Annotated in this window: 14 protein-coding genes; 9 read left to right on the top strand and 5 right to left on the bottom strand. The window is 74.1% G+C overall.

Features of this window, described 5'->3' with window-relative positions; all coding sequences use genetic code 11:
* The 6 genes from QRT03_RS07890 to QRT03_RS07865 form a co-directional block, all read left to right on the top strand.
* The coding region (locus QRT03_RS07890; RefSeq protein ID WP_286052001.1) for a hypothetical protein at positions 1-302 on the top strand (302 nt) is incomplete at its 5' end.
* Positions 303-375: 73 nt separating this feature from the next.
* Entirely contained in the window at positions 376-630 is a 255-nt protein-coding gene (locus tag QRT03_RS07885) for a DUF2630 family protein (protein ID WP_286052000.1), read from the top strand.
* 101 nt (positions 631-731) lie between these two features.
* Positions 732-1,259 (top strand): hypothetical protein, encoded by a 528-nt coding sequence (locus QRT03_RS07880; protein WP_286051998.1) that lies wholly within the window; start codon positions 732-734, stop codon positions 1,257-1,259.
* A 39-nt stretch (positions 1,260-1,298) separates the two neighbouring features.
* On the top strand, positions 1,299-3,242 hold the full coding sequence (glxA, locus tag QRT03_RS07875; RefSeq protein WP_286051996.1) for a radical copper oxidase GlxA: 1,944 nt from the start codon (positions 1,299-1,301) through the stop codon (positions 3,240-3,242).
* 10 nt (positions 3,243-3,252) lie between these two features.
* A complete protein-coding gene (locus QRT03_RS07870; protein ID WP_286051994.1) occupies positions 3,253-4,398 on the top strand; it encodes an acyl-CoA dehydrogenase family protein in 1,146 nt (381 codons plus the stop codon).
* 76 nt (positions 4,399-4,474) lie between these two features.
* Entirely contained in the window at positions 4,475-5,269 is a 795-nt protein-coding gene (locus tag QRT03_RS07865) for an NAD(P)H-binding protein (RefSeq protein ID WP_286051992.1), read from the top strand.
* Here the strand turns inward: QRT03_RS07865 and QRT03_RS07860 are convergent.
* Together QRT03_RS07860 and QRT03_RS07855 are read right to left on the bottom strand one after the other, a co-directional pair.
* Positions 5,257-6,606: an FAD-binding oxidoreductase gene (locus QRT03_RS07860; RefSeq protein WP_286051990.1), complete on the bottom strand. Its 1,350-nt coding sequence runs from the start codon at positions 6,604-6,606 to the stop codon at positions 5,257-5,259. The two genes, QRT03_RS07865 and QRT03_RS07860, sit on opposite strands and share 13 nt — an antisense overlap.
* Positions 6,607-6,668: 62 nt before the next feature.
* Complete coding sequence (locus QRT03_RS07855) at positions 6,669-7,082, bottom strand: RidA family protein (RefSeq protein ID WP_286051988.1); 414 nt, start codon at positions 7,080-7,082, stop codon at positions 6,669-6,671.
* A 113-nt stretch (positions 7,083-7,195) separates the two neighbouring features.
* Between QRT03_RS07855 and QRT03_RS07850 the strand changes: the two genes are divergently transcribed.
* A complete protein-coding gene (locus QRT03_RS07850) occupies positions 7,196-8,326 on the top strand; it encodes a response regulator transcription factor (protein WP_286051986.1) in 1,131 nt (376 codons plus the stop codon).
* On the opposite strand, the gene QRT03_RS07845 is transcribed toward QRT03_RS07850, so the two are convergent.
* Positions 8,303-8,956, bottom strand: a complete 654-nt coding sequence (locus QRT03_RS07845) for a TetR/AcrR family transcriptional regulator (protein WP_286051984.1) — start codon at positions 8,954-8,956, stop codon at positions 8,303-8,305. The two genes, QRT03_RS07850 and QRT03_RS07845, sit on opposite strands and share 24 nt — an antisense overlap.
* Positions 8,957-9,009: 53 nt before the next feature.
* Between QRT03_RS07845 and QRT03_RS07840 the strand changes: the two genes are divergently transcribed.
* Complete coding sequence (locus QRT03_RS07840) at positions 9,010-9,738, top strand: DUF2306 domain-containing protein (protein WP_286051983.1); 729 nt, start codon at positions 9,010-9,012, stop codon at positions 9,736-9,738.
* Positions 9,739-9,844: 106 nt separating this feature from the next.
* Here the strand turns inward: QRT03_RS07840 and QRT03_RS07835 are convergent, their stop codons facing one another.
* Both QRT03_RS07835 and QRT03_RS07830 read right to left on the bottom strand, forming a co-directional pair.
* The gene (locus QRT03_RS07835; protein WP_286051981.1) at positions 9,845-10,432 is read right to left on the bottom strand and encodes a DUF4232 domain-containing protein; all 588 of its coding nucleotides are present in this window, start codon (positions 10,430-10,432) and stop codon (positions 9,845-9,847) included.
* A gap of 41 nt (positions 10,433-10,473) precedes the next feature.
* A complete protein-coding gene (locus tag QRT03_RS07830) occupies positions 10,474-11,178 on the bottom strand; it encodes a DUF5134 domain-containing protein (protein ID WP_286051980.1) in 705 nt (234 codons plus the stop codon).
* A gap of 161 nt (positions 11,179-11,339) precedes the next feature.
* On the opposite strand from QRT03_RS07830, the gene QRT03_RS07825 reads away from it, so the two are divergent.
* Entirely contained in the window at positions 11,340-13,310 is a 1,971-nt protein-coding gene (locus QRT03_RS07825) for a cytochrome c oxidase assembly protein (protein WP_286051978.1), read from the top strand.
* Positions 13,311-13,374: the final 64 nt, after the last annotated feature.

The raw sequence follows: 13,374 nt of genomic DNA, 5'->3' as shown, positions 1-13,374 counted from the left end.
ACGACGACACCGGCTGGACCGTGCACCAGACCCACCCCGGGCGGTTCGAGTGGACCTCCCCCACCGGCCGGGTCCACATCCGTGAACCCGAGCCCTACCGACCGCTACCGTCACCGGTCCCGCGCACCTGGATCCGGCACCACGACGACTGGCAACCCCGCCCCCTTCCGCCCGGCACCCCACGCCCCAACCGGCACGGCCTGATCACCGACGCCTCCCGCGACACCGAACAACACCTCCACCGACGCGCCCACCGGCGGCGCGACGAGGAGATCGGCCTCGACGACGGGCCACCGTTCTGACCATCTCGACCGCCGCGGTCGTCATATCGGATCGGGGCTGCCAGGGCTGGACGGGTGCGCGATGCTTCACCGCATGGCCGACGAACCCCGCACCGACGACGAGCTCGCGCGCGCGATCGACGAGAACGCCGAGGCCGAGCACGAGATCCGCAACCGCAGCCACGGCGGGCTGAGCGAGGCCGACGCCGACCGCATGCGCGAGCTGCAGATCGAGCGCGACCGGCTCTTCGACCTCAAGCGCCAGCGTCAGGCCCAGCGGGACGCGGGCGAGGACCCCGGAGAGGCGCACGAGCGCGACGCCTCGACGGTCGAGGGATACCGCCAGTAGGGCGCGATGTCAGATCGGTGTGACCGAGCGTCACGTCGGATCGCTCATCCGGGGACACGGGCCCTGCTCGAGCTCCGTGCACGGGCACCTACAGTGGTCCCGTGCGGACGAACGGACACAAAGCGGACACCGGTCTCCGCCGTGTCCCCGTCGCGGCCGCGCTCGCCACGGCGCTCGCACTGGGCGCCCACCTGGTCGGCGGCGGGGCCCGCCCCACGGGCATCGTCCTCACCGTCGTCGTCGCCCTCAGCGCGGCGGTCTCGCTGGTCGCCCTGCGCACCGGGCGCGTCTGTCGCGGTCCGTGGACGGCGCTCGCGGTCCTGATCCTGGGCCAGGTCGCGCTGGAGGCCGTTCTCGCGGCCGCCGACCACCACGTCGTGACGGCCGTCGCGGCGCTCGGCGTGCACGGTGCCGCCGCCCTGGCCGCCGCCCTGCTCCTGCTCGGCGGCGCCCGTCTCGCCGACGACCTCCGCGACGCCGCGGACCGCGTGCTGGTCCGTCGGTGGTGGTGCCGTCCCGAGCCCACGTCCGCCACCCGCGCCGCCGTACCGACCCGACGTCGGGAAGAACGTCGGTCCGGACGACCGGTGGAGGCGACGGCGGCCAGGGGGCCGCCGGTCCCGGTCTGATCCCGGACCCCGACCGACCTCCCCCGAGAGGAGGCCGTCGTGCTGCGCCGATCGCGCCGCCTGCGACCTCTCGCCCTGACCGCCATCGCCCTCGCCGTCCTGATGGGCGTCAACCTGCCGCCGGCCGTCGCCTACGTGCAGGACTGGCAGTACCAGCGACTGATCAACTCCCTCGAGTACCAGCGCGAGTTCGGCAAGTGGGACGTCCTCGACCTCCCCGTCGACCAGCGCGTCAACGCGATCCACTCCGCCCTGCTGCCCAGCGGCAAGATCATGTTGATCGCGGGCTCGGGCAACAAGGAGGACATGTTCGCGACGAAGGCACTCAAGAGCCTTCTCTACGACCCCGCGACCGGCGAGTCCCGGGTCATCCCGGTCCCCGACGACATGTTCTGCGCAGGGCAGACGCTCCTTCCCGACGGCCGGTTGCTCGTCGCGGGCGGCACGGCCCGCTACGAGAAGCTCGACGGGGCCGTGACCTACGCGGGCGGCGCGATGCGGGTGAAGAACGAGAACCCCGACGTCGCACGCGACATCCCCGCGGGCACGGAGTTCGTCTCCCCGGAGGGCAAGGCCTACCGCACGATCCGGCCGAACGTGGTGCCGCCGGCGGCGAAGGTCGCCACCCGCACCGGCGCCACCGTGACCGCCGCCGAGGAGCGCGTCTTCGTCGAGGCCGTGGCACCCGGCCCGCAGGGCATCACGCTCCAGCCCGGACTGCAGTACGCGATCACGGGCCTCGACGCCGACGCGGGCAAGGACGTCTACGGGCTCGGTGAGGCCCTCACGCTCGACAAGCAGAACTACCAGGGCACCGACACCGCGTTCACCTTCGATCCGGTCGCGGAGACCTGGACCCGCGTCGACGACATGGACTTCGCGCGCTGGTACCCGACGCTGACCCCGCTGCCCAACGGCGACGTCCTGACGCTGTCCGGGCTCGACAACATCGGCAACGTCCTCAACGGCGAGACCGAGCACTTCGACCCGCGGACCAACCGCTTCGTCGAGGACAAGCAGCTCACCCAGTACTTCCCGACCTACCCGTCCGTCTTCGCCACCGGGGAACCGGGCCGGCTGTTCTACACCGGCACGAACTCCGGCTACGGGCCCGCCGAGGCCGGACGACTGCCCGGGTTCTGGGACCTCGACACCAACGTCATCACCCCCGTCCCCGGGCTGCGCGACCCGAACCTCCTCGAGACCGGCGGCTCGGCCTGGTTGGGGCCGGTGCAGGACCAGCGGATGGTCGTCGTCGGCGGGGGCGGTATCGGAGAGAGTCCCCTGACCACCGGACGCATCGACGAGATCGACCTGGACGCACCGGACCCCGCGTTCCGTTCGGGTCCGGTCCTGCCCGACCCCGTCCGCTACCCCAACCTCACGACGCTGCCCGACGACTCGATGCTCATCAGCCACGGCTCGCGCGACTACCGCGGCAAGGGCGACTCCGACGTCCTGGACGCCCACCTGCTCCGCCCGACCGCCGAGCCGGGCGGGACGCTGGTCGAGGCGGCCGACCCGCACGTGGGTCGGAACTACCACGGGCAGGCGGTCCTGCTGCCCGACGGCCGGGTCCTGACGGCGGGTTCGGACCCGCTCTTCGACGACGAGCGCAACACGATCCCGGGCACGTTCGAGCAGCGCCTGGAGATCTACAGCCCGCCGTACCTCTTCCAGGGCGGGGACCGACCGGAGATCACCGCGGCACCGGACACGATGCGCCGCGGCACGACGGTGCGGGTGGAGACCCCCGACGCCGAGCGGATCGGGAAGGTGCGCCTGATGCGCCTGATGTCCTCGACGCACGTGACCGCGGTGGACCAGTTCTCGATCGCGGTCGACGCCCGGCCCGCCGGGCCCGGGGCGCTGGAGCTGACGCTGCCGCCGGACCTGGAGACGATGCAGGTCGGCAACTACATGCTGGTCCTCGTCGACGACCGCGGGGTGCCGTCGGTGGGATCGATGGTGCGGGTGCCGTAGAACGGGTCGGGTGACCCGGGTCAGCAGTCCTCCCGCCCCGTCCCTCGACGACGTCCGGTCGCGGGTGGACGCCCTCCTGCCGGAGATCCGCGCCCGGGCCGCCGAGACCGAGCGGGCGTGCACGGTGCCGGCGGAGCTGGCGACGTCCCTGGAGGACGCCGGGGTGTTCCGCCTGCAGCGCGTCCGGGACCTCGGCGGGCTGGAGGCGGACCCCGCGACGATCCTGGACCTGATCGAGCGCCTCGCGCACGCGGACGCCTCCACGGCCTGGGCGGCGCTGATCGGGATGACGGCGTCGTCGTTCTTCGCCCGCCTCGACCCCGCGGTCGCCGCCGACCTGCTCGCGCCGCGGCCGGGCGCGGGGGCCAGCTGCGTCTTCGCCCCGAGCGGCAGCGCCGTCCCCGACGGCGAGGGCTTCCGGGTGACGGGACGCTGGGAGTGGAACTCGGGGGTGAAGCACACGCCGTGGCACCAGGTCGGGGCCGTCGTCCCCGGCACGGAGGGGCCCGAGGTCCGCGTCGTCTTCCTGGCCGACGACGAGGTGGGCGTGGTCGACCACTGGGACACCATGGGCCTGCGGGGCACCGGCAGCCACGACCTGCAGGTCCAGGAGGTGTGGGTGCCCGCCCAGCGCACGTTCGTCGCGGCGTCGGCGCGCTGCGACCACGAGGGGCCCTACGCCCGCTTCGGCATCGGCGACCTGGTCAACGTCGGGGTCGTCGCCTTCCCGCTCGGGGTCGCGCGCCGTGCGGTCGACGAGTTCGTGGAGCGCGCACGCGCCAAGACCCGCGGAGTGCAGTCCCGGTGGTCGGTCGCCGAGGACTCCGAGGTGCAGGCGGACGTCGGCCGCGCCGAGTCCGCGCTGGCCGCCGCGCGGGCCTTCGCGGACGCCGCGGCGGCCGAGCTGTGGACCTCCGTCCTCGCCGGCGCCCCCGACCCGCGCGCTCAGGGCCGGCTCGCGATGGCGACCGCGCACGCGCTGCGCACCGCGGTCGACGTCGTCGACGTCTGCTACCGCCACGGCGGCGCCTCCGCGATGCGGCTGGACGACCCGCTGCAGCGCTGCTTCCGCGACCTGCACGCGGTCGCGGGGCACGTCTTCTACTCCGCGGAGGCCGACCGCGGCATCGGTCGCCGGCGCCTCACCCCGGAGTGAGAGCACTGCTCTTGCTTCCCGACGACCGGTGTGCCACCTTGGCGAGAGCAGTGCTCTCGATGCGGAGGTGGAGACGATGACGACGGTGCTCGTGACCGGGGCGACCGGGATGGTCGGCACGGAGCTCGTGCCGGAGCTCGCGGCACGTGGGGTGGACGTGCGGGCGATGACGCGACGGCCGACAGGGACGCCGGGCGAGGTGGTGGCCGACCTCGACGACGCCGCCTCGGTGGCCCGGGCCCTCGAGGGGGTCGACGCCCTGTTCCTCAACACGCCCTCGTCGGAGCGCGCGGCGGAGCAGCAGATCCGGTGCGCCGATGCGGCCGTGGCTACGGGAGTGCGCCGGCTGGTGCTGCTCTCCCAGCTCGGCGCCCGCCCGGACTCGCCGGTGCGGTTCCTGCGCTGGCACGCGGAGGTCGAGGCGCACGTGGCGTCGCTGCCGCTCGACGTGACGGTGCTGCGGCCGAACCTGTTCGCCCAGGCCGTGCTCGGCGCCCTGCACGACGGCGTGCTGGGGGCACCGATCGGTGACGCCCGGGTGAGCGTGATCGACGTGCGCGACATCGCCGCGGTCGCCGCCGTGGTACTCACCGCGGACGGGCACGCGGGCGCGACCTACACGCTGACCGGACCGACCGCGGTCACCCACGCCGAGATGGCCGCCGCGGTCGGGGCCCGGTTCGTCGACCTGCCCGAGGACGTGTTCCGCGACGCGCTCGCCGGGATGCTGCCGCCGTGGCAGCTCGACGGGCTCGTCGAGGACTATGCGCACTACCGGCGGGGCGAGGCCGCCGACGTCGACCCGGCCGTCCCGACCCTCCTGGGCCGGGAGGCGATCCGGGTCGACGCCGTGCCGGCTCACCAGCCGTAGGTGCGCCTCGTGGCGGCGAGCCGGGTGGCGGTCGCGTCGTCCCAGAGGGCGGGCAGGACCCCGCCGTGGGCGGCGCCGAGGAAGTTCGGCAGCGCGCCGACCGTCCACGGCGCGACCGCGTCCGTCACGCCCTGCACGACGACGGGCGTGACCCCCGCCAGCGGAGGCACCATCGGCGCGAGGGCGTAGAGCCCGAACGGTGCCTGCCGACCGGCGACCGAGTCGAGCTCCGGCGCCCGCGTGATCGCCCCGCCGAAGGCCCGCAGCTCGGCCATGATCAGCGGCGTCTCCACGCCCGGCCCCGCCACGGCGAGCAGGGCGTCGATCGCGGTGTCGGGCAGCTCGCCGAGCAGGGCCGAGCCGTCCCAGGTCGGCATCGGCTCGGTCGGGTCGGCGTGCACCGCGTCGATCGCGGCGAACGGCATCTCGGTGACGAGGTCGGCGATCGGCTCGACGGAATCTCCCCCGTCGCTGCGCTCGCCCCGGCCCAGGTCCCGCATCGGCGCAAACAGCGCCTCGCCGTCGTCGGCGGACGCCGTCGTCGTGAACCGGAGGTGCACCACGAAGCGGCCCTGCAGGGGCGGCGGCAGCGCCGGATCCGCGGGCAGGCGGAGGAGCGCGACCGAGCTGGAGGCGTGCTCGGGCAGCGTCGTGACCCAGTCCCGCCAGGCCGGCAGGACCGTCGGCGCGGCCTCGCCGGGCAGGAACACGCCACCGCCGTACAGGCGCGTGATCGGGTGCAGCGCGACCTCGAGCTCGACGACGATCCCGAACCCGGACTTGCCGCCGCGGAGGGCGGCGAGCAGGTCGGGGTCGTCGTCGGTGTCGACCAGCTCGCCGGCGCCGCTCACCAGGCGGGCCCGCAGCAGGTGGTCCGAGCCGACCCCGTACTCGCGGGAGAGCGGGCCGTGGCCGCCGCCGAGCAGGAAGCCGGCGACCCCGACCCCCGACGAGGAGCCGCAGATCGGCGCCAGGCCATGAGGGGTGGCCGCGGCGATGACCTGCGCCCACGTGGCCCCGCCGCCGACGACGGCGACCCGGCGTTCCGGGTCGATCCGCACGGCGTCGAGGTCCCGGAGGGACACGAGCAGCGAGCCGGCGAGGTCGGAGGCGAGACCGTGCCCGGTGGCCTGGACGGCGATCGGGAGCCCCTCCCCGCGGGCGCGGCGGACCGCGGCGACGACGTCGTCGGGACTGCGGGCCTCCACCACCAGGGCGGGGCACGGTCGGTGGGCGGTGTTGAAGGCGGCGACCGCGGCGTCGTAGCCGGGGTCAGAAGCCGAACGGGTCGCGGGGGATGCGGTCGTGGCGGACGAGACGGCGGATGCGGCGGTCATGGCGAATCTCCTTCGAGGGGGTGGTGCGAGGGGTGGGGACGACGGGGGCTGCGGGGCGGAGCTCAGCGGCCGGCGGTCGCATTGATCTCGACGCACATGCCGGGGACGGCGAGGCGGGAGACCTCGACGAGGGTGGCGGGCGGGGTGGCGCCGAGAGCCGTGAGCCGCTCGACGAGCACCCGGTAGGCGCCGAGGGCGGCGTCCATGTCGGTCACGTAGACCGTCAGTCGGAGGACGTCGCGCAGGTCCATGGCGGCCCGCTCGAGGAGGTCCTCGACGTTGCCCATCGCGAGCGCCATCTGGGCGGCCATGTCGTCCGCGTGCAGCAGACTGCCGTCGGCGTCGATCGAGCCCTGGCCGGCGACGGTGAGTAACTGCACCGGGGCCGGGCGGAGTTGCGCCTGGTCGTAGGCGAAGCCCTGGTTCCAGGTCGTCGGGTTGATCCGGATCGTACGGTCGACTTCGGTGTTCGTCATGGGGAGAAGCCTGCCGACCCGCCGTCGGGACGCCCATCCCAGCGATCTGGGCGATCCGCACCCCAGAAGTCTGGGATACCTCGAACGCCCTAGCAGGAGCTACGCTGTGTCACATGACCGCCCTGAGCGCCGAGCGGGTCCGCGGGCAGATCGACGCCCTCGCGGTGGCCGGCCTGGACTGGCAGACGTTCGGGCGCACCGCGATGGAGACGCTGCACCGCGCGATGCCGTTCGCGGCGAGCTGCTTCGCCTCGCTCGACCCGAGCACGCACATCGTCACCGCGAACGTGAAGAGCGGTGGGCTGGACGACGACCACGACGTCGAGTGGTCGTTCCACGAGTACGAGGTCGAGGACGTCTACGACTTCCACTCGCTCTCCCGCTCCGAGGGCGGCGTGATCACGCTGCACGGGAGCACCGACGGCGACCTCCTCCGGTCCCGGCGGTACGAGGAGCTGTTCGCGCCGGTGTGGGGCTTCTCCGACGAGCTGCGGACCACCCTGCGGGTCGACGGCGTCGTCTGGGGCGCGCTCGCGCTGTTCCACGGGGACGGGCGCTCCTTCACCGCGGCCGAGCAGGCGTTCGTGGCGTCCATCTCGGAGGGCCTGGCCCGCGGGGTGCGCAGCGGGCTGATCGCCGCCGCGGTGGGCGCCGACGGCCGGGTGCGGGCGTCCGGCCCCGCCGTCCTCGTGATCGACGCCGCGGGCGAGGTCGCCCAGGCCAACCTGGGCGCGGCCGAGCGCCTCGCCGACCTCGGCTGCACGGACCTCGGCGCTGCGCAGCTCCCCCAGATCGTCCGTGCCCTCGTCGCGGCGGCCCGGCGCGCGAGCGTCACCCCCGGCGCCACCACGCCCCGCGCGCGCATGCGCTCCACGAGCGGCGGCTGGGTGGTCGCGCACGCCTCACCGCTGGTCAGCCGGCACGGCGGCACCCCGGACGTCGTCGTGACGATCGACGACGCCCGGCCGCCGGAGATCATCCCGCTCGTGGTGGCGTCCTACGGGCTCACCGGTCGCGAGCGCGACGTGGTGGCGCAGGTGCTCCAGGGCGTGGACACCACGGACATCGCGCGGGCGCTGCACCTGTCGGCCTACACCGTGCAGGACCACCTCAAGCGCGTGTTCGCCAAGGTCGGCGTCCGCAGCCGGCGCGAGCTGATCGCGCAGGTCTTCACCGACCACTACGTGCCGCAGATGGAGACCGGGGCGGGCCTCGCACCGTCAGGCTGGTTCGCGGCCTCCTAGGACGATCTCCAGGCCGGCCTCGAACATCGCATCGTCCGGATCGGTCGCCTCATCAGCACCGTCGCCCCGGAGCAGCCCCAGCAGGTGCGGGTAGTCGTCGCCGCGGCCGGCCGCCTCGATCGCGTCCGCGGACGGGACCCGGTCCCCGATCGGGGTCGACGCCCCGCGGACGAAGGCGTTCACGGTCATCAGCACGACGAGGGCCTCGCCCGGCTCGAGCCCGTGACCCGTCCCGTGCGCGAGGAACACCTCCGCCCACCCGCACTCGGCCGGGCCCATCCGCAGCGTCCCGGTGACCAGCGGCAGGGTCCAGGGATGGGCGCGGAACACCTGGCGGTTCGCGCGGGCCCACCGGGCGAACCCCTCGCGACGGCCGGTCCCGGCCAGGTCGGGCGCCGGGCCGATCGCGTGGTCGACCATGAGGGCGAGCAGCGCCTCCTTGTGCGGGACGTGCCGGTAGAGCGACATCGGTGCCGCACCCACCGTGCGCGCCAGCCGCGGCATGGAGACGGCGTCGAGCCCCCCCGCGTCAGCCACGCCGACCGCGGCCTCGACGATCGCGCCGCGGGTGAGCGCGGGCCGGCCCCGCCGCCCGACGGTCGGCGGGGTCCAGAGCGTGTCGACCTCCATGCGCGCAGATTACCCGTAGACAGCCCTACGCAAAATGCGTAAGGCTTACGCACATGACCGCCACGCTGCCTCCCCCGTCCACCTCCACTCACGCCCGACGTCGTGAGCCGCGCCGGGTCTCCGTCGGGGTCGTCGTCTTCGCGATCGTCTGCGTCGGCTTCCTGGCGTTCTCGCTGCCGCCCTACCTGACGCTGGACCCGGCACAGTCCCGGGTGGTGCCACGGCCGGACTACCCGCTGCACTACCCCCTGCTCTGGGCGCACATCCTGTTCGGCTCGGTCGCCCTGCTGACGGCCTGCCTGCAGATCTGGCCGTGGTTGCGGCGCGCGCACCCGCGGGTGCACCGCTGGTCGGGGCGGGCCTACCTCGTGCTGGGCGTGCTGCCGGGCAGCATCGTCGTGCTCGGGGTGGCCCCGGTGAGCAGCACCGGGCCGATCTCGGCGGTCGGCAACACGATGCTCGCCCTGCTCTGGCTCGGCACCGCGGTCGTCGGCTGGCGGGCCGCCCGGCAGCGTCGCTTCGCCGACCACCGCGCCTGGATGGTGCGCAACGTCGCGCTGACGTTCTCGATCGTCGTCAACCGGGTGTGGATCGGCTTCTACCTGGGACTGTTCGCCGCCCTCGGGTCCGAACTCGACGGGCCGACGATCATGGCGGCCGCGGGTGCGTCGGTGTGGACGAGCTGGATCGTCAGCCTGCTCGTGGCCGAGTGGTGCGTGCTGCGCCGCCCACGGTCACGGACGGCGGCCTCTCCCCATCACGGGACGTCTCACGCAGCGTGAGACTCGACGGTCAGGGGTGCCGGAAATCCGCTTCCGTCGGAAGCGGTTCCCGGGCGGTTCGTGCGCTCCGAGATCACCCCACGTGGTTGCCGAGTACGGAGGGTCGTCAGGCGGCGGCACCGGCCTCGACGGGACCGAGGTAGGTCCCCGGGTGCGTGGCCCCGTCCTGACGGGACACCCCGCCGCCGGGCCAGTCGAGGACCGCGGAGTGCGTCTCGTCGGGCGGCGTGATCAGGAGCTTGGTCGGTGTCCAGTCGCCGGGGGACCACGTGACGACGGTGTGCGCCTTCTCCCCCGGCGCGAGGCGCACGGCCCGTGGCTGCACGGAGGTCTGCCGGGGCAGCGAGTACGTCGGGCCGAAGGTCGGGTCCGGCGGCCCCTGCAGGTCCACGCCGCCGTAGCCGTTCATCGAGCAGGTCGACGACGTGACGTTCGTCCACGTGACCGTGGTGTGCCGCTGGCCGGTCTCGCCGGTGGTGGCGGTGACCTGCGGCCGTACGTCCGCGAGCAGGCACTTCCCCTTGTCCGGGGCGGCGCTCGTGGTGGTCGTCGTCGGGGTCGGGGTCGCGCTGGTGGTCGACGGGGGCACCGTCACGGTGACCGTCGCCGGCGGCGCCGCCTGCGGGGCGCCCGGGGCGCACCCGGCCAGGACCGCCGCCGTTAGGACCACTGGTACGAACCACCGGGCGCGCATGGGCCCACTCTGGCCCGCTGCTCCGTTCGGCGCAAAAGGTGTCAGACCCCGAGGAGCAGCATCGCCGCCATCGCCAGCCCCATCCCGGCCTGGCCGATCAGCTGGACCCGACCGTGCGCGAGGACCCGGACCGGCCGGGCGAGGGTGACGACGCCGCCCTCGGCCGATGGCTCAGGCTGTGGCTCTGACTGGAGGGTGGGCGGCGCGGTGCGGGAGCGCCGGGTGAGCACGACCGCCGTCGCGACCGCGTGCCCGACCAGATAGAGCGCGAGCACCGCGGCGACCACCTGGACCGCGGTGATCCCCGACGGCGGGGCGTGCTGCATGCCCTCCATCCCCGACATGCCAGGCATCTCGTGGGCGGTCGACGTCGTCGGCACCATCGCGACGTACATCACGACCATCGCGGCGTCGAGCGCGACCAGGTGCACCGGGTGGCCGGTGCAGCGGTCGCAGCCGACGATCGACCCGAGGGGATCGTCGAGCAGCCGCGAGGTCAGCAGGACGCCGAGCCAGCCGGCTGCGGCGACGCCGAACACGATCACACCGACCCCGGGGACGATCAGGTCGGCCGTCGCCGACGCGGCCATGAGGACCATCGCCACGCCCATGGCCACGTGGTTCGCCTCGGCGAGGGCGAGCCGGGTGCTGCGGCGCGTGCCGTGCGCGGCGAGCGAGAGCGCGCACAGCCCCGTCGTCAGGACGAAGACCGTCGCGATCACGACGCCCGGCCAACCTTCCACCACGGCGGTCCCTCCCAGCGGTTGAATGCCCTCCGACCGTACGAGGCGTTCAGGTGTTCTCAGCTTCCGGTGGTCCAGCTTCCCGGGGCGATGCCGCGGTGCCAAGCCCCCGGGGCCTGGTGGACACTGGTACGACAGCGTGTCGTACGAGGAGGTCCCCGGTCGTGGTGCGTCGCTTCCTGACGGCGGGTGCGGGGTTGGTCCTGGCCGTCGCTGCCATCACTGCCGTCGTGCTCACCGTCCGCGGCGTCGGCGACGTCCCGTTCCGCGCCTACGGGGTCTCGACGCCGGGTGAAGCGCTGCGGATCGCGACCCCGCTGGTCCGCATCCTGGTAGCGCTCGCGGCCGGGCTGACGCTCGGCGGGCTGGTCGCGGCGGTGGGGGTGGTGCCGGGGCGGGGCGAGCGCAGCGACGGGAAGGGCCGGACCGATGGGAAGAGCGCTCGCCTCTCGGCCGACGGGTACGTCGGGGTGCGGCGCGCCGGGCTCGCGGCCGCGGTGTGGGCGGTGGCCGCCTCGGTGCTGGTCGCGCTCACGGTCGTCGTCGGGACCGGCGGGGACACCCGCGTGCTCTCGATGCCCGACGCGTTCCTCGCCTCCCTCGGGGCGCTCGAGGAGCCCGCCGGACTGCTCGTCGCCGCGGTGGCGGCCGCCGTCGTGGCCGTGATGACCCGCCTGACGTTCTCGTGGCGCACCGCGGTGGGCGCTCTGCCGTTCGCCGGGCTCGCGGTGGTCGCGCCGGTGGCCACCGGCCCCGTCGCGAGTGTCGGCGTCGGCCACGACATCGCGACCGACGCCGCGGTGCTCGCCGCGCTCGCGCTGGCCGTGTGGCTCGGGGTGGCGGCCGCGACCCGCTCGTACCTCGTGGGTGGCCGGCCGCACGTGGAGGTCGTGGTGCGTCGGGCCCGCCGGGTCGGGCTGGTGTGCGGGCCGGTGGCGTTCCTCGGGCTGCTGGTCGTGGCGGCGTACCTCGTCCGGGACGGCTGGACGACCCTCTACGGGCTCCTCGCCCTCGCGCAGCTGCTCCTGGTGCTCGCCGCAGCCGTGGTCGGCGTCGTCTCGCTCCGATCGGCGGTCCGCGCCCGGCGGGGGACGGCCGCGACGGCGGGACTGCTCGCCGCGGCGGGGGTCGTGACGGGGCTGCTGGCCGCCGGTCTGCCACCGGGTCTGCTGCGCCCCGCCAGTGCGCAGCAGACGCTGCTCGGGTTCGAGCTGTCCGGGCCGCCGACCGTGCTCGGGCTGCTCGCGCCCGGACGGTTCAGCGTGCTGTTCGACGTCCTGGCGCTCACCCTCGCCGGGGTCTACGTCGCGGGCGTGCTGCGCCTGCGCCGCCGGGGCGACACCTGGCCGCCCGGCCGCACGGCGGCGTGGCTCGGCGGGTGCGTCCTGCTGTTGTGGACCACCACCAGCGGGTTCGGCGAGTACTCGATGGCGATGTTCAGCGTCCACATGGGCAGCCACATGCTGCTCTCGATGCTTGTCCCGATCCTGCTGGTGCTCGGCGGGCCGGTGACGTTGGCGCTGCGGGCCCTGCCCGCCGGCGAGGAGCCGCCGGGACCGCGGGACTGGTTGCTCTCGCTGATCGCCTCGCCGGTGTCGCGGTTCCTGACGCACCCCGTCGTCTCGCTCGTGATCTTCGTCGGCTCGTTCTACGCCCTGTACTTCTCGCCGATCTTCGGCGCGGCCCTGCCGTACCACTGGGCGCACCAGCTGATGAACCTGCACTTCATCGCGACCGGCTACCTGTTCTTCTGGCCGATCATCGGGGTGGACCGGTCCCCGCGGCCGCTGCCGCACGTCGCGCGGCTGGCGCTGCTCCTGGCCTCGATGCCGTTCCACGCGTTCTTCGGAGTGGCGCTGCTCGGCGCCGACACCGTCATCGGGCAGCGGTTCTTCGCCGACCTCGCGCTGCCCTGGGTGCCGGACCTGCTGCGCGACCAGTCGCTCGGCGGCGGCATCGCCTGGGCGGCCGGCGAGGTCCCGCTCGTCGTCGTGATCATCGCGCTGCTGGTGCAGTGGTCGCGGCACGACCGGATCGAGGGCGAGCGGCACGATCGACGCGCCGACCGGGACGGCGACGCCGAGCTGACCGCCTACAACGCGATGCTGGCCGACCTGGCGCGCGGTCGCCGCTGACCGTCCCGGGTCGGCCGCGCGGCCGACCCGTCGTCGGGAAGGGGTTCAGGGACCCGGCGACGAC

This window comes from Actinomycetospora termitidis (assembly GCF_030286555.1).
Classification (GTDB): domain Bacteria; phylum Actinomycetota; class Actinomycetes; order Mycobacteriales; family Pseudonocardiaceae; genus Actinomycetospora; species Actinomycetospora termitidis.
This window is presented reverse-complemented; position numbering and strand designations above follow the sequence as displayed.